This window comes from Actinoplanes sp. NPDC049668, from assembly GCF_044465445.1.
GTDB lineage: Bacteria > Actinomycetota > Actinomycetes > Mycobacteriales > Micromonosporaceae > Actinoplanes.
Genome location: NZ_JBITLR010000006.1, coordinates 1 through 15,035, shown reverse-complemented (window position 1 = coordinate 15,035; position 15,035 = coordinate 1). Strand labels below are relative to the sequence as shown.

Below are 15,035 nucleotides of genomic sequence, written 5' to 3'. Positions count from 1 at the left end.
TTCCCTCCCCTTCACGTCTCCGGAAAGGACGCCCTGCCATGACGATGCCCGACCACGACACGGCCGACCACCCGACCCAGCCGAGCGATGTACACGAGCGATCGGGCGACACCATCTGGACCGTCGAACGGATCCGCGCCCTCGGCCTGGTCACCGACATCGCCACCGCAGCGCGGATCTTCGGCTTGTCCCGCGCCGCCGCCTACGACCTCGCCAAACGCGACCAGTTCCCGGTCACGGTGCTCCGGTTCGGCACCCGCTACCGCATACCGGTCGCGGCGATCCTCCAGGCCCTGCACCTGCCCGTCGACGACGAGCAACCGCCCGACCCGCTTCCGCCGGCGGCGACTTGACCCGGTCCGGAAGGCACGCGTCGATCACCCACGACGAATCCGCAGCATCCGGCTGCACCACAACCCCGAGGAGCCACCCACCATGGCGGAAGGACCCGTCCACAAGATCTGCACCTGCCGCAACGCCAACGGCAAGAAACTCGGCACCAAGTGTCCCCGGCTGCGCCGCGCGGGCGGGTCCTGGAGCGCCACCCACGGCCGGTGGGGATACCAACTCGAACTGCCACCGAAAGCCAACGGAACGCGCCGGCAGCTGCGCCGCAGCACCTTCGACAGTTCCAAGCAGGCCGAGGCCGATCTGACCAAAGCCAAAGACCTCCTCAGCCTCGCCGGCGAAGACGCCACCCTCGCGAGAGAGATCGCCGACCTACTCCAGACGGTCAAACCGGGACACCCCCTGCCCGACCGCGACGTCATCGCCAAACGAGTCCGAGCCGGTATTCCCGCCACCGCCGACATGACCGTCGGCGAATACCTAACCCAATGGCTCGCGTCCCGCCGCAAGATCGAACCGGGCACAAGGCGTGCCTACGCCTCGCACATCCGGGTGCACCTCATCCCGCACCTCGGCGCCGTCGGCATCCAACAACTACGCGTCGAGCACATCGCGGCGATGTTCACCAAGATCGCCGAATGCAACACCACGATCGAGATCTCACGGCAAAGCGGCGACCCGGAGATCCGGGCCAGTGTCCGGGGTATGCGGACCACCGGCCCGGCAACCCAGGAGCGCATCCGCGCGACGTTACGCAAAGCACTCAGCGACGCGATCAGCCAGACCAACAACCGGCTGCTCGACTTCAACCCGGCCGCCCACGTCGAACTGCCCTCGGCGAAACAGCCCAGACCGCGGGTGTGGACGGCCAAAGCCGTCCAACAATGGCAGGAGACCGGCGAGAAGCCCAGCCCGGTCATGGTGTGGACACCCGAACAGGCCGGCGCGTTCCTCGACTACGCCGAAGCCCACGACATCGCCCTCTACCCCGTGTTCGTCGGCATCCTGCACCGCGGCATGCGCCGCGGTGAAGCCCTCGGCCTGCGCGACGCGACCGTCGACCTCGACTACGCCCTCGCCACGGTCGACCTGCAACGCACCACCGACGGATACGAGCCGGTCGACAAGAAGGTCAAGTCCGAGTCCGGGAACCGCACCTTCGCCCTGGACAGCTTCACCCTCGCCGCGTGGCGCGCCTACCTCGCGCACCGCGCCCGTTGGCAGCTGGTCAGCGGCCCCGCATGGCCGGTCCACGGGCACTTCTTCGTCCAACCCAACGGCGACAAATGGCATCCGGACACCGTCACCAAACGCTTCGACCGACTCGTACGCGACTCCGGGCTCCCCCCGATCCGCCTGCACGACCTGCGACACTGCGCCGCGACGTATCTCAAGGCCTCGGGGGCCGACCTCAAAGACGTCCAGGAACTGCTCGGCCACTCCACCTACACCATCACCTCAGACACCTACACGTCAGTGATCGTCGAACTCCAGGTGGAACGGGACAAGCACGAAGCTGCCGCAGCCCTGGTCCCCAGGAAACGACGAGGAGGTCGGGCCGCGTAGCCCGTCGGACGCAAACCCACCGAGGTCAGCGCCGACCGATCTATCGGCGCCGAGTCGGCGACATCTTCGCCCAGCTCGACAGCTCCGGCGGGACCGCATCGAGCATCCGCTGCAGCATCGTCCGGGCGTCAGCCTCGTCGTCGAAGTAGTGCGCCACCTCGCGGCCGTCGGCGCCGCCCTCACGGCCGAGGACCTGCCAGCCTATCTCAGTACGGATGAGGAAGACGTCGCGCCGGTTGAGGCCGAATCGGCGGTTGAAGTGGTGCTCGACGCGCGTAGCCATGCCGAGCACATTAGAACGTAGGTTCGAATCACCCAAACGGGAAACTACACCGCGGTAGTTCGTTTTCGCAGGTAGAAGCCTTGATCGACGTGACGTAGCGTCGATCAAGTGGAGCCCGAGGTCGAGTTCGCGATGCAGACACCGGACGGCGCCTGGCGCATCGAAATCATCAAACGCGGGCGGACTCGGTGGTACCGGATCGTCCACGACGACAACATCCTCGACTGGCTCAGCATTGCCGCCGTGCAGCGACTTCTCCGCGAGGCAGGCGTGGACATGGCCGACCTGACCGAGATCCACCCCCGCGAACCAGCCCAGGGCAATGATCAGCACGGCGTGGCCTGATCTTCGTCGCACCTGCGGCTCCGACAGCTAAACAGCCTCGCCCTCGACACACGCAGTCTCGTCCGCGCGGCCCGCCACACCCGGCTGCACATACCTCGCCGTCGAGGTGCCGAAAGCACCAACACTTCACCTACGTGCATCAATTAGATGCTGCTCTATTTTTGCAGGTCAAGGGCAGGTTTTGGTGGGCCGCCGGGGATTCGAACCCCGAACCTAAGGATTAAAAGTCCTCAGCTCTGCCATTGAGCTAGCAGCCCGCGGGCATCAGATTACCCGACAGGGTCTGCTGGGGCCGGGCAGTGGCATGCGCCCTGGCCGTGCCGACACCTGCCGTCTCCGGCCTGCGCCAACGGCACACCTGCGGCGGCTCGGCCTGTGCTCGAGGGTGATTAGCGTGGCGGGTCGTCGTCGGGACGAGGGCTTGGTCGGCATGACTAGCATCGCAGCGATGCACGTCGTTGCGACCGTCTCGGCCGCCACGCTCGGCGCCGGTGTCGGCATGCTCCTGCCGCTGCCGACCTACCGGCTGTCCGTGTCGGGCGACAGTGCCCCGGCCGCCGATTGTCCTCATTGCCAGACACCTCTGCCAGCCGGACTGCGGGGTTGGATCGGACGTACCACGTGCTCGTCCTGTGGTATTCCGGTCACCGCCTCACCGTGGGGTTACGTCGCGGTCACGGCGTTGGCCTTCGCGCTGCTCGGCTGGAGGCTGCCGCACCGCAGCCCGGCAGAGGTCCTACTCCTGGCCGCCTGGCTTGTCCTGGCGGCCGCTGGCATCTGGCTCGCTGCCATCGATCTCCACGTACGACGCCTGCCGAGGAAGGTCATCACAGCGGCTGCCGCCGTATGCGGGTCGCTGATCCTCGCCGCCGCGGTCGTGAGCGGCCGGCCGGGGCTCGCGGCAACCGCCGGCATCGCTGCGGTGGTGTCGGGACTGGCCAATCTGGTACCGGCGCTGGTCGCCCCCAGACAACTCGGGATGGGCGATGTTCGCCTGTCGGCCCTGTGCGGCCTGCTGCTCGGTACGCACGGATGGGCAACGGTCGCTCTCGGCGCCGCATTACCGTGGGTGCTGGCCGCGATCGTCGCCGCGGCGCTGCTGGCCACCCGACGCGTCCGCGGCGACACCCTGATACCGCTCGGCCCGTACCTTATCGCCGGCACCCTGGCCACTGCGATCGTCGCCGCCAGCGGCTGATCGCCCCGAACCGAGCAGACCTCACCAAACGCGTGCCGCAGCGACCACGCAGAGCGGCCGCGAGCCGCCGATGTTCGGCCTTGGATCATGGCGAGGCGGAGGGCGAGGAGGTTGTCGCCGTCGCGGCAGCCGGCTGGCTATCTCCGCGGCTATCGGTTGCGACACCAGCGGCTCGTGAGTTTTGACTCCATTGATCGGTTTGGCCATTGATCAATCTCCGCGAGTTTTGCCCGCTGTTCCGTCCGCTGTCGCGAGCCGGTCAGGCTCGCCGAGCAGCTACCGCGCGTATGCGACTTTCTCCGGGGTCATCGCCGGCGGCCGGCCGAGGCGCTGGCCGGCTGCACGCGCGGCGGCTAGGCCCTCGTTTGAGTTGGCCACGATGATGGTGCGGATGAACTCGGACAGGGCGACGAAGACGTGGAAGACGAACATCCCGCCCGGCGTGGTGGTGTCGAGCTTCTCGTGCAGAGTGTCGGTTTCTGAAGTCGTGTGCATGGATTTTCGTACTCGACTGCACAGCAGTCGAGTACGGGCGGGACCACCCGTGAACCGTGGCCCCGCCCGTCCCCGAGTCAGGCGCCGACGTGGGTAATCAGCCAGTCGACGACCGCGCGGATGGCACCGGCGAACAGGCCGGTGATCGCGGCGAGGGTGATGCGGGTGCGGCGCTGGTCGGGGCCGCTGGGATGCTGCGGGGATCGAGTCATCGGTTGCTCCCTCGGTATCTCACGAAAGCGGAGCCGGCGCTGGCTTGCGTGTTCAGCCTCGGGCTGCCGCCAGGGGTTCGACCTCAGTCCCGATGGCTGTCGGGCCAGTGCCGGCGCGGACGCTGGTGGGGCATCATCGGTTGCGATGGATGCCGACGAGTCCCGATCAGTGCGCCGCCGCCCGCCTGCGGGTGGCCCGCGGCGTGAGCCGGTGCGTCGTCCGCGGAAGCTGGCTCATCCCGATCTTGATGCCGGGCCGCAGCGGGAAGTCCGCGACATGCTCTACGGCCTGCATGAGAAGGCCGGCCGGCTGGCGCTGGAGGTCCTGGAGAAGCGGATCGCCGCAGATGACCGGCTGGAGGGTTCACCGAAGAAGGACCTGATCCGCAGGATCATCTGCGAGGGCGGGCCGGCGAAGCTCGTCGATGTCCGTGCGGTCGCCCAGACGTTGGCCCGGGCCTGCGGGCAGGACGAGTACGCGGCCGCCGCGCGGGTCGCGCAGTTGATGGATTCATCCGGGCAGCCATCTACCGCCCCGGTGCACCGGCCGGCCCAGCCGGTGCACCGGCTAGGCCGGCCCGTCGATGCGTGTGATCCGCTGGTGTTGGAGGTGCACCCGGCCATCCAGGTACCCGGTAGCGGCAAGGCTGAAGGGCTGCCGGGCTACGTGCCGCGGGCCCATGACGTGCGGCTGCGGGAGCTCGTCGCCGCGATGATCGCCGACGGCCGGTCGCGCCTGGTGATGTTGGTAGGAGGGTCGTCGACCGGCAAGACCCGCGCTGGCTGGGAACTCGCCCGCTATCTGGAAGAACAGCAGCCGGGGCGGTGGCGGCTGTGGCATCCCTACGATCCGACTCGGCCGCGGGCTGCGCTGGCCGATTTGAAGAAGGTCGGCCCGGACACGATCGTGTGGCTGAACGAGGCCCAGCATTACCTGATGCCCCCCGATCCCGCCCTGGGTGAGCGGATCACCGCCGGCCTACGCACCCTGCTACAGGACCGCGAACGCGAGCCGGTACTAGTGCTGGCGACCCTGTGGCCGAACTACTGGACCACCCTGACCGCCCGGCCCACCGACAGTCCGGATGTGCACGGGCAGGCCCGGGAACTGCTAGCCCTAGGCACCGCCGTCACCCTCACCGACACGTTCACCCCCACCGAAATCGCCGACCTGGCCGGGCCGGGTATCGACGCGCGGCTGCGGTACGCCGCCGAACACGCCGAGCACGGCCGGATCACCCAGTACCTGGCCGGCGCCCCCGCGCTCGAAGACCGCTACCGCACCGCACCACCAGCGGCCCGGGCGCTCCTGCAGGTGGCCATCGACGCCCGCCGGCTCGGCCACCCCCTCGACCTACCCCACGCCCTGCTGGAACAGGCTGCGCCCGGCTACCTCGACGACCACGACTGGAATGCCCTTGACGACGACTGGCTCGAATCCGCTCTCGCCTACACCGCCCAGCCGTGTAAAGGCGCCCGCGGCCTGCTGACCCGTATCCGTCCCCGGGGCAGCGAACCGCCTCGGCCCGACGGGGAGCCCTGCTATCGGCTGGCCGACTACCTCGAACAGCTCGGCGGCATCGAACGCGCTGCCGTATACCCGCCCGACAGCCTGTGGCGGGCGTTCACCGCCACCGTCACCGACCCCGATCTGCTCCGAAACCTCTGTAGGGAGGCTGGCCAACGTGGCCGCTACCAGCACGCGGTCTGGCTGAACCGGCAGGCCGCCGACCTCGGCGACATCGATGCGCTGCGGGCGCTGGCCGAGCTGATGGAGCAGGCGGGTGACAGGGCCGGTGCCGAAGCCCTGTACCCCCGGCAAGCCGCTGACCAAGGCGACACGACCTGGCTGTTGGACGACCCTGAGACCGAAGAAGTGCTGGCTGTACGGCGGGAGCAGGCGGGTGACCAGGACGGTGCCGAAGCCGTGGCGGTGCAAGCCGCCGACCGCGGCGATACCGGGGTGCTGTGGGTGCTGGCCGAGCTGAGGGAGCAGGCGGGTGACCAGGACGGTGCCGAAGCCGTGGCGGTGCAAGCCGCCGACCGCGGCGACGCCGGGGTGCTGCGGGCGTTGGCAGAGCTGAGGGAGCAGGCGGGTGACCAGGCCAGCGCCGATGCCCTGTACCGGCAGGCCGCCGACCGCGGCGACACCGGGGTGCTACGGGCGCTGGCCGTACGGCGGGATGAGGCAGGTGACCAGCACGGCGCCGAAGCCCTGTATCAGCGGGCCGCCGATCGCGGCGACACCGATGCGCTGCGAGTGCTGGCCGTACGGCGGGATGAGGCGGGTGACCAGCACGGCGCCGAAGCCCTGGCGGTGCAAGCCGCCGACCGCGGCGACACCAGGGTGCTACGGGCGCTGGCCGAGCTGAGGGAGCAGGCGAGTGACCAGCACGGAGCCGAAGCCCTGTACCAGCAGGCCGCCGACCGCGGCGACACCGAGCTGCTGCTAGACCTGGCCGGGTGGCGGGAACAGGCGGGTGACCAGGCTGGCGCCGAAGCCCTGGCGGTGCAAGCCGCCGACCGCGGCGACACCGGGGTACTGCTGGCGCTGGCCGAGCTGAGGGAGCAGGCGGGTGACCAGCACCGCGCCGAAGCCCTGTATCAGCAGGCCGCCGACCGCGGCGACACCGATGCGCTGCGGGCGCTGGCCGTACGGCGGGATGAGGCGGGTGACCAGGACGGCGCCGAAGCCCTGGCGGTGCAAGCCGCCGACCGCGGCGACACCGGGGTGCTGCTGGCGCTGTTCTGGGGGCGGGAATGGGCGGGCGACCAGGCCCGCGCCGACGCCGCGGCGGTGCAAGCCGCCGACCGCGGCGAAGCCGACCTGCTGCTAGACCTGGCCGGGTGGCGGGAACAGGCGGGTGACCAGGCTGGCGCCGAAGCCCTGGCGGTGCAAGCCGCCGACCGCGGCGACACCAGGGTGCTGCGGGCTCTGGCCGGACTGAGGGAGCAGGCGGGTGACCAGGACGGCGCCGAAGCCCTGTACCAGCAGGCCGCCGACCGCGGCGACATCGGGGTGCTGCGGGCGCTGGCCGAGCTCAGGGAGCAGGCGAGTGACCAGCACGGCGCCGAAGCCCTGGCGGTGCAAGCCGCCGACCACGGCGACACCAGGGTGCTGCGGGCACTGGCCGAGCTCAGGGAGCAGGCGGGTGACCAGGCCAGCGCCGAAGCCCTGTACCAGCAGGCCGCCGACCGCGGCGACACCACCGCGCTGCGGGCGCTGGCTATACGGCGAGAGCAGACGGGCGACCGTGCTGGCGCCGAAGCCCTAGCAGTACAAGCCGCAAACCGCGGCGACACCAGGGTGTGGCTAAAACTGGTCGTGCGGCGGGAGCAGGCGGGCGATCGGGCCGACGCCAATCGGATCCAGCGGTTCGGGTTGACGGGATCCGGTGAAATCGCGACCGCGTTGGACTTCGATTCGTAGTCCACGGTGCATCTGGGGTACACCTGCTCGGCGACACCGCATGAGCCCAGCGTCAGCCGTTCCGACGGAGTCGATGTGCTCCGGCCAGTTCCCGCCCTCACCGTCTCGATGGGCAGCACCTGTGGCGCCGGGATGTACTCCAGAAGGACACACGGGGAGGCTACGAATCGAATTTCAGAGCGGTCGCGACTTCGCCGGATCCCGCGAGCCCAAACCTGCGTATCCGACGAGCGCCGGAGGCATCACCCGTCCGCCCTCGTAGTTCGGCCAGGTTTTGCAGTGCGTCGGTGTAACCGCGATCGGCCGCCTGCATGGCCAGGGCCTCGGCGCCATGGGCATGCACTCAACGGGTCATTCGGCAGCGACTCGCCGCGCCCTGCCGGCTCATGGAGGCGTCGAGGACCGGATTGGCGTCTGTCCGGATCGGAGACCGTGCCCTGGGCGGTGCGGATCGAGATCGGACCCGCCCTGGCGGCCAGGGCCGGGTGCCTATCACGGTCGTCAATTGGACAGCGGGCCCGCAGCGCGCCGGCGGGGCTGAAACGTGAGGTGGTATCGGGATACCTTGTGCGGGTCCGTGTCCGCGACCACATGGGGGCGATTCGGCGGTGGGGTATCCGAGCCCGGTAGAGGTGGACCCAGCGGCGTTGCGCGCGGTGGGCTCCCAGGTGGCGGAAACCGCCGACGCCCTGCGTACGGCGTCGGACCGGCACGCCGGCGCGCTGCCGGTCGCGGGCGGCGCCGGCTGGGCCGCCGTCGCCGCGGCGCGGGCCGCCGGCACGGCGTGGGCGGCCTTCCTGCCGCGGCTGGCAGGCCAGGTCGACGGGCTGGCGGGCGACCTACGGGAGACTGCGACCGCGTACGAGCAGTCGGATCAGGCGGCGGCGGGCCGGCTGGGCGGGCCACGATGAGCGCGATCACCCTCGGCGATCTGCTCACCGTTGATCCCGAGACGTTCCGCCGCTCGGCGACGGAGTGGCAGGGCCTGGCCGAGGACATCGACAACGCCGCCGAGCAGCTGATCCGCGACACCCGCTCCCTGGAGGACGCCTGGCCGCAGGGCCCGGCTTCGCGGGCGGCGTACGAGAAGGCCGCCCGGCTGCGCGCGGAGCTGAGCAACGCCTATCCCCCGGCGCGGCGTATCTACCAGGCGCTGCTGCACCACGCCGATGCCGTCGCCGACCTGCGGCACTTGGCGCAGGAGCTGATGGACGCGGCCGGACGTGCCGGGTTCCGGGTCGACAAGACGACCGGCGCGGTGTCCGCACCCGAGGTCACGGCATTGGCGCCGGGTACCGACCCGGCGGCGGCGATGCGGGCCTACGCCGACGAGATCGCTGCCCTGCTCGGCAACGCGCGGGCCCTGGACGACTCCACCGCCAACGCGATCACCGTGAACATGCCGGACCCGCGGACCGGATTCGGCAGCCTGTCACTGGCGGCCGTGTCGCGCGACGACCTGCTCGCGCAGAAGGGCCGGGATCCGAAGCAGGTGCATGCCTGGTGGCTGAGCCTGACCCCCGAGCAGCAGGAGGCGGCCATCGCCGCCCACCCGGACCTGGTCGGCTGGCTCGACGGCGTGCCGGCCACCGACCGCGACACCGCGAACCGCCTCGTCCTGGGTCAACGTCAGCAGCTGCTGCAGGAGGCGGAGGACCAGTACCGGCGGCGCATCGCCGAGCTGGAGGGCCAGGACCCGACGAACAACTCCGCGGTGAGCAACGAGCTGGCCAACCTGCGGCAGATTGTCTCCGGGATCGACGCCCAGCAGGGCCGCCTCGGGCAGATCGACGCCGCCCTGACCAAGCTCGGCGACAAGGGACTACTCCTGGGCGTCGACCCGATCGGTGACGGCAAGGCCGTCATCGCGGTCGGCAACCCCGACACCGCCCGGCACACCGCGGTCTGGGTACCCGGCCTCGGCACCACCCTGGACAGCACCCACAGCAACGTCAACCGGGTCATCAACCTGCAACAGGCCGCCGACGCGATGACACCGGAGGCGGCCGGCGACGTGTCGACGGTGATGTGGCTCGGATACGACGCGCCGGAGCTCGACGCCTCCGTGGCGCTGGAGGAACGCTCCCGGCAGGGCAGCACCCCGCTGAGCCAGTTCGTCGGCGGGCTGCGCGCCACCCACGACCCCGGCGACTACCACCTCACGGCCATGGGCCACTCGTACGGCTCGACGGTCGTCGGCGAGGCCGCGCTCAGCGGCCGGCTGCAGGCCGACGACATCGTGACCGCCGGCAGCCCCGGCACCCACGCCGACAACGCCGGACAGCTGATGGCCGACCCCCGACACGTCTGGTCCGGTTCCGCCGCCGACGACCCGGTCTCCAAACCCGAAGTGGTGGGCAACTGGGTGACCGGCGTGCCCATCATCGGCCCGTTCATCGCCGAGGGCTACGCCGACGGGCACGGGATCAGCCCACACGAACCGGAGTTCGGGGCGAACCAGTACGTCGTCGACACCGCCGGGCACAGTGCGTACTGGACGCCCGGCTCGCAAAGTTTGCAGAATCAGGCGGCCGTGATAGTCGGCCGCTACAGCCTGGCCGGGCTCGAACACGGCCAGGCACCACCGAACATTCCGTAACGACAGGACACGCCACATGCGACCACGATCACGGCCGGCCCGGCTCGCTGCTCTGATCATGGCTGCCTGCGCCCTGGCCCTGGCCGCCACGGGTTGCGGCGGCACCGACGACAAGGACGGCAACAACGTGCAGGCTGCCACCGAGGCAGACATCACCCGCCAGGTCAACGAGCTGGCCGACCAGATCGTGGTGGTCATCGGGGAGGCGAAGATCAGCAACCCGACCTCCAACGCGGCACCCTGCGAGAACGACATCGGCGACGACTCCGGGACGGTCAACTACGTCCTCGGCACCTACCAGATCCGACTGCCCAACGACCGGCATCAGGCGGCCTTCACGCAGGTCCGCGACCACTGGCGCGGCCTCAACTGGACCATTACCGCCGACCGCTTCAACCAGGAGACCCGCGAGGGCAGCGTCTCCGCCAAGGAACCCACCAGCGGATCCACGTTCACCCTCACCAGCTCTGCGTCGCCCGAGTGGCTGACCCTGCTGATCACTTCCGCCTGCTACCGAGACTCAGCAGCCGGCTGATCCCGGTCGGCGGCACGTTTGGGTGGTCTCGTCGCCCTCGGCGGTCGTCGTCGCGAAGTAGCGGTGCCACGGCGGTAGGGTGCGTCGGGCGTGATCCGCTGACGTGGATTTCCGGCACGCGAGCCGGGACGCCGATCTCGCATTTTCTTGGCGATAGGGGCTCACAGTGACAGCGAGGCCGACCACCGCGGCGCTGGCGATCGTGACGACGGCTGCGGGCGAGGTGGTGTTCGTGCGCCAGCAGCGTGGCCCGTACGCGGGGTGGCTGCTGCTGCCGGGCGGCAAGGTGGAGTTCGGTGAGTCGGCCGAGGATGCGGCCCGCCGGGAGACTGCCGAGGAGGCCGGCTTCGAGGTCGGTGCGCTGGCCCCGACGGGGGTGTACGAGATCCGGGGCGCGGATGGTTCGTACCACTTCGTGATGTTCGCGTTCCGTGCCGGCGACGCTGCGCGGGTGGCGGTGGGCGGGCATCACGTGGACGAGGTGATGCAGGCAGCGGTGCACGACGTGCAGCCGCATCCGACCGTGATGCAGATCCTCAATGACGCCGGTGTGGCACGGTACCCGGTGGCGGACATCGAGGCGGGTCTGCGCCGCGATCACATCGTGATGCGCGGCTTCCCGATCGGTTCCCCGGTGAGCGTGCGCTGAGGCTCTCATCGGTCGGGATCGGTGGCCTGCCCGCCCCTGACCTGCCCCGCGCATACCTTCCGGCACGTCGCGGCGCCGGAGTTCAGCCACCCGGTCGCCTGATCCGGGCCACCTTCACCAAACCATGATCAATCGGCGGGACCCGGTACCCATGATCGCAACGTGCGCGCATCGACCAGGACCACCCTGCCACCGCGCGTGGAGCCGATGCTCGCGACCGCCGGCGCCGTGCCGACCGGACCAGGCTGGTCGGCAGAGTCCAAATGGGACGGCATGCGCGCCTTGACGAGCGCAGCCGGTACCACCTGGCGGCTGCTGACCCGGACCGGCCGCGACGCCTGCGACGCCTTCCCCGAACTGGCGGTTCTGCCGCAGCTGATGGCCGGCCGCGACGTCACCCTCGACGCGGAAATCGTCGCACTGGACCCAAGCGGCCGGCCGAGCTTTACGCGCCTGCAACAGCGCATGGGCGTGCGCCGCCCGGACCCGGCGCTGCTGCGCCGGGTCCCGGTCACGCTGTACGTCTTCGACGTCCTGCACCTCGACGGCCAGGCGACCCTCGCCGAGCCCTACCTGCGACGCCGGGAACTGCTGGCGGGCCTGAACCTGCACACCCCGGCGATCGACACCCCGCCACACTTTCCCGACGCCGGCACCGAGGTCCTCGCGGTCGCCACCGACCGGGGCCTTGAGGGCGTGGTGTGCAAACGCGACGACAGCCGCTACACGCCAGGCCGCCGCTCGCAGGCGTGGATCAAGACCGTCATCCCGCACACCGCCGACGTCGTGGTCTGCGGCTGGCTACCCGGCCGAGGCCGCCTGCAGGGCTCGCTCGGCGCCCTGCTGCTCGGCGCCTACGACCGCAACGGGCGGCTGCACTACGTCGGTCGGGTCGGCACAGGCCTGACCGGCGCCGAACGGCGCCAACTGCAGAACGAACTCGCCTCAGTACGCCGCACCACCGCCCCGGTGCACGCCGAAGCCGTCAACACCACAGCGGTGACCTGGGTCGAGCCGGTCCTCGTAGCCCGGGTGGCCTACCGGACCTGGACCGCCCAGGCACAGCTGCGCCACCCGTCGTGGCGCGGACTCCAACCCGATCACGAACCGAGTCAGGCGCTGCTACCCGACGAGACCGAGCACTCCGATGCCTGACTGAGCCCGGGCCGAGCTCAGCAACAACCTCACGGTCGGCGACGATGACGAGTTCCTGCTGACCGCGCGGGAACTCCTGCGCTGTTTCGAGATGCCGCCCCTGGAGCTATCCCATCGTCCCGGTGCTCGGTCACCCGACTACGCGTCCGGCCACCGCAGCAGTGAGTGCCGCGCCGGTCGCCCGCAAGGCGTCTTTCAGAGCCGGCCTGGCGACACTCATCGCATCGTTGTCTTCCTCGCGGGGGTCGGCGCGACGACCCGTATCGGCGCGACCGGCAGAAGGCGGCACCGCGGACCGACCGTCTACTCGATCAGATGACACCTGGCCGCGCGGGCCGGGTGATTTGGCGGGCGACGCCGGTCCAGTAGTAGGCGGCCTCTGGGTCGTCCGGCGGCGCCTGGGGTCGCCAGGCCAGCACCGGCACCAAGCCCGGCTGGATGAGGTCCCAGTCGCCGAACATCTGCGTGACCTGCTCCTGGGAGCGAGGTACGAAAGTCATCCCGGCGCTCCTGGTGACGTCGACGACAGCGGCCATGGCTACGGGGTTGAGGTCGGCGGTGGGGTGGCTGATCGCGAGGTAGCTGCCCGGAGGCGCCCACTCCCGCAACGTCGCGAGAATCGCGGGCGGGTTGTCGTCGTCGGTCAACAGCATCAGCACCGAGGCCAGGATGATCGCGACGGGCTGGGCCAGGTCGAGGGTGCCGGCCAGGGCCGGGCTGGTCAGGATCTGGTCGACGTCGCGCAGGTCAGCGTCGACGAATTCGCAACGCCCTCGGGGGTCGCTGGTGAGCAGGGCCCGGGCGTGGGCCAGGACGAGGGGGTCGTTGTCGACGTACACGACCCGGCAGTTCGGGGCGATGTCCTGCGCGGCCTGGTGCAGGTTCGGTGTCGTGGGGATCCCGGTGCCGATATCCAGGAACTGGCGGATCCCTGCCTGCCGGGTCAGGAACCCGGTGACGCGCAGCATCCACTCCCGGTTCGCACGGGCCATCATCGGGACCTCTGGCTCCGCGGCCTTGATCGCCTCGCCGACGGCGCGGTCGACGGCGAAGTTGTCCTTGCCGCCGAGCAGGTAGTCGTATACCCGGGCCGGGTGCGCCACGTTCACGTTAAGACCCCCCGTGCCTGCTCGGAACCAGGCCGCCGCAGCGGCGCCGGCCGTCGGCTCGTCGGAATCGGCCGTTTCACCGACCGGTCGGGGAGGCGGTGTGCCGTGCGGGGCAGGGGTCATGGTGTGGCTCTCGGATTCTGCGTCGTCGCGATGGCGTGGGTGGTTGGTGCGCTGCCTGCCACGGCCAGCGGCTTCTGTTGGTCAGGGGAAGAACGCGCACCAGGCAAGCGCTCGCTGGGTGTTGGTGCCCGGCAGGTTCTCGCGGCGGCGGCACCGGCCGGAGATCGTTACTCGGCGCGTTTGTCCTGGCGGCCGGGGCGCCACATCGGATGGAGCAGCGGGCCGCCGTCGGCGACGGGGAACGGTTCGAGCGCGGTGTAGCCGTGCCGCTCGTACAGGCGACGGGTGCGTGTCCCGGTTGCTTCCAGGTAGGCGGGCCGACCCGCGGGGTCGAGTTCTGCGTGGCGGTGTGCGAGCAGCCGGCTTCCCAGGCCCTGGTTCTGCAGAACGGGGTGCACGGCCAGGAATGCCAGATAGTCGTGTTCGTGGCCGGTCGGGTGATGCCGGTGCAGGGACGTGTCGAGCGCGGCGAATGCCGACAGGTAGGGGCCGACCGCAGCGGCCAGACGCTGGTCGTAGCCGGGCATGTCGGCGGTGAGGCCGTCAGCGCCGACCGGGTACCAGATCGCGGCGGCAGCGGGCATCGCACCTTCCGGGTCCATGATCAGATCGATATGGGCGGTGGCCAGCGCCTGCGCGGTGATGATCTCGAAGTAGGGGAAGTAGCGGCCGGCGCGGTCGGCGACCTCGGGAATCAAATACGGGGCGAGGTCGCCGTGGAAGAACGCAGCCACCAGCAGCATGATCAGGATCTGATCGTCGCTCGGCTGCGCACGGCGGATGTCCGGCAGGGGCTGCGTGGCGAGGGTCATCGGGCACCTCGCCGGCTCTGGCGGGCGACGCCGTTGCCGATCCGCGCGTACGCGGCCGGCCTTGCTGCCTTGAGAACCGCCGCGACGACCACGCCCAGCAGGGCGAACACGGCGATCGAGGCCGGGAAGTACCAGTGCAGTGTGTTGTCCGGGTCGACGCCGAGCAGCAGATGGAA

The 15,035-nt window shown here is 70.1% G+C and carries 15 protein-coding genes, 1 tRNA gene and 1 pseudogene; 10 read left to right on the top strand and 7 right to left on the bottom strand.

Going from position 1 to position 15,035, the window contains the following annotated elements; all coding sequences use genetic code 11:
* Nucleotides 1-38: 38 nt before the first annotated feature.
* Entirely contained in the window at nt 39-353 is a 315-nt protein-coding gene (locus ACIBSW_RS24750) for a helix-turn-helix domain-containing protein (RefSeq protein WP_354718985.1), read from the top strand.
* An 82-nt stretch (nt 354-435) separates the two neighbouring features.
* Nucleotides 436-1,914 (top strand): tyrosine-type recombinase/integrase, encoded by a 1,479-nt coding sequence (locus ACIBSW_RS24745; protein ID WP_354718984.1) that lies wholly within the window; start codon nt 436-438, stop codon nt 1,912-1,914.
* 40 nt (nt 1,915-1,954) lie between these two features.
* Here the strand turns inward: ACIBSW_RS24745 and ACIBSW_RS24740 are convergent, their stop codons facing one another.
* Nucleotides 1,955-2,197 (bottom strand): hypothetical protein, encoded by a 243-nt coding sequence (locus tag ACIBSW_RS24740; protein WP_354718982.1) that lies wholly within the window; start codon nt 2,195-2,197, stop codon nt 1,955-1,957.
* 108 nt (nt 2,198-2,305) lie between these two features.
* Here ACIBSW_RS24740 and ACIBSW_RS24735 point away from each other — a divergent pair, with 108 nt between their 5' ends.
* Nucleotides 2,306-2,542: a hypothetical protein gene (locus ACIBSW_RS24735; RefSeq protein WP_354718980.1), complete on the top strand. Its 237-nt coding sequence runs from the start codon at nt 2,306-2,308 to the stop codon at nt 2,540-2,542.
* 182 nt (nt 2,543-2,724) lie between these two features.
* Here ACIBSW_RS24735 and ACIBSW_RS24730 read toward each other — a convergent pair.
* Nucleotides 2,725-2,799: transfer RNA gene (locus ACIBSW_RS24730), tRNA-Lys, on the bottom strand.
* Nucleotides 2,800-2,990: 191 nt separating this feature from the next.
* Here ACIBSW_RS24730 and ACIBSW_RS24725 point away from each other — a divergent pair.
* Nucleotides 2,991-3,740 carry a prepilin peptidase gene (locus tag ACIBSW_RS24725; RefSeq protein WP_354718978.1) on the top strand — a complete coding sequence of 250 codons (750 nt, stop codon included), beginning with the start codon at nt 2,991-2,993 and terminating at the stop codon, nt 3,738-3,740.
* Between the two features lie 276 nt (nt 3,741-4,016).
* On the opposite strand, the gene ACIBSW_RS24720 is transcribed toward ACIBSW_RS24725, so the two are convergent.
* Nucleotides 4,017-4,235 (bottom strand): recombinase family protein, encoded by a 219-nt coding sequence (locus tag ACIBSW_RS24720; protein WP_354718976.1) that lies wholly within the window; start codon nt 4,233-4,235, stop codon nt 4,017-4,019.
* 77 nt (nt 4,236-4,312) lie between these two features.
* Complete coding sequence (locus ACIBSW_RS24715; protein ID WP_354718974.1) at nt 4,313-4,447, bottom strand: hypothetical protein; 135 nt, start codon at nt 4,445-4,447, stop codon at nt 4,313-4,315.
* Between the two features lie 145 nt (nt 4,448-4,592).
* Here ACIBSW_RS24715 and ACIBSW_RS24710 point away from each other — a divergent pair, with 145 nt between their 5' ends.
* From ACIBSW_RS24710 to ligD, 6 genes are all read left to right on the top strand, one after another.
* Nucleotides 4,593-7,877, top strand: coding sequence for a hypothetical protein (locus ACIBSW_RS24710; protein WP_354718972.1), 3,285 nt, complete (start codon nt 4,593-4,595; stop codon nt 7,875-7,877).
* Between the two features lie 608 nt (nt 7,878-8,485).
* Nucleotides 8,486-8,788 (top strand): type VII secretion target, encoded by a 303-nt coding sequence (locus ACIBSW_RS24705; protein ID WP_354718971.1) that lies wholly within the window; start codon nt 8,486-8,488, stop codon nt 8,786-8,788.
* Nucleotides 8,785-10,476 carry an alpha/beta hydrolase gene (locus tag ACIBSW_RS24700; protein WP_354718969.1) on the top strand — a complete coding sequence of 564 codons (1,692 nt, stop codon included), beginning with the start codon at nt 8,785-8,787 and terminating at the stop codon, nt 10,474-10,476. Before ACIBSW_RS24705 ends, ACIBSW_RS24700 begins: the two co-directional genes overlap by 4 nt.
* A gap of 16 nt (nt 10,477-10,492) precedes the next feature.
* Complete coding sequence (locus ACIBSW_RS24695; protein WP_354718968.1) at nt 10,493-11,011, top strand: hypothetical protein; 519 nt, start codon at nt 10,493-10,495, stop codon at nt 11,009-11,011.
* A gap of 166 nt (nt 11,012-11,177) precedes the next feature.
* Nucleotides 11,178-11,660, top strand: a complete 483-nt coding sequence (locus tag ACIBSW_RS24690; protein ID WP_354718966.1) for an NUDIX hydrolase — start codon at nt 11,178-11,180, stop codon at nt 11,658-11,660.
* 162 nt (nt 11,661-11,822) lie between these two features.
* Nucleotides 11,823-12,815, top strand: coding sequence for a non-homologous end-joining DNA ligase (gene ligD / locus ACIBSW_RS24685; RefSeq protein WP_354718964.1), 993 nt, complete (start codon nt 11,823-11,825; stop codon nt 12,813-12,815).
* A 311-nt stretch (nt 12,816-13,126) separates the two neighbouring features.
* Here ligD and ACIBSW_RS24680 read toward each other — a convergent pair whose 3' ends face one another.
* From ACIBSW_RS24680 to ACIBSW_RS24670, 3 genes and pseudogenes are all read right to left on the bottom strand, one after another.
* Nucleotides 13,127-13,918, bottom strand: a complete 792-nt coding sequence (locus ACIBSW_RS24680) for an SAM-dependent methyltransferase (RefSeq protein ID WP_354719158.1) — start codon at nt 13,916-13,918, stop codon at nt 13,127-13,129.
* 296 nt (nt 13,919-14,214) lie between these two features.
* Nucleotides 14,215-14,859: a GNAT family N-acetyltransferase gene (locus ACIBSW_RS24675; RefSeq protein ID WP_354718963.1), complete on the bottom strand. Its 645-nt coding sequence runs from the start codon at nt 14,857-14,859 to the stop codon at nt 14,215-14,217.
* Nucleotides 14,856-15,035, bottom strand: a pseudogene (locus ACIBSW_RS24670) (amino acid permease); the annotation flags it as partial. The gene ACIBSW_RS24675 and the pseudogene ACIBSW_RS24670, both read right to left, overlap by 4 nt.

Coding starts and splice junctions, on each gene's coding strand:
- ACIBSW_RS24675 (WP_354718963.1), bottom strand. CDS start 14,859: ATGACCCTCGCCACGCAGCCCCTGCCGGACATCCGCCGTGCGCAGCCG.
- ACIBSW_RS24725 (WP_354718978.1), top strand. CDS start 2,991: ATGCACGTCGTTGCGACCGTCTCGGCCGCCACGCTCGGCGCCGGTGTC.
- ACIBSW_RS24710 (WP_354718972.1), top strand. CDS start 4,593: ATGGATGCCGACGAGTCCCGATCAGTGCGCCGCCGCCCGCCTGCGGGT.
- ACIBSW_RS24750 (WP_354718985.1), top strand. CDS start 39: ATGACGATGCCCGACCACGACACGGCCGACCACCCGACCCAGCCGAGC.
- ACIBSW_RS24720 (WP_354718976.1), bottom strand. CDS start 4,235: ATGCACACGACTTCAGAAACCGACACTCTGCACGAGAAGCTCGACACC.
- ACIBSW_RS24715 (WP_354718974.1), bottom strand. CDS start 4,447: ATGACTCGATCCCCGCAGCATCCCAGCGGCCCCGACCAGCGCCGCACC.
- ACIBSW_RS24695 (WP_354718968.1), top strand. CDS start 10,493: ATGCGACCACGATCACGGCCGGCCCGGCTCGCTGCTCTGATCATGGCT.
- ACIBSW_RS24740 (WP_354718982.1), bottom strand. CDS start 2,197: ATGGCTACGCGCGTCGAGCACCACTTCAACCGCCGATTCGGCCTCAAC.
- ACIBSW_RS24700 (WP_354718969.1), top strand. CDS start 8,785: ATGAGCGCGATCACCCTCGGCGATCTGCTCACCGTTGATCCCGAGACG.
- ACIBSW_RS24745 (WP_354718984.1), top strand. CDS start 436: ATGGCGGAAGGACCCGTCCACAAGATCTGCACCTGCCGCAACGCCAAC.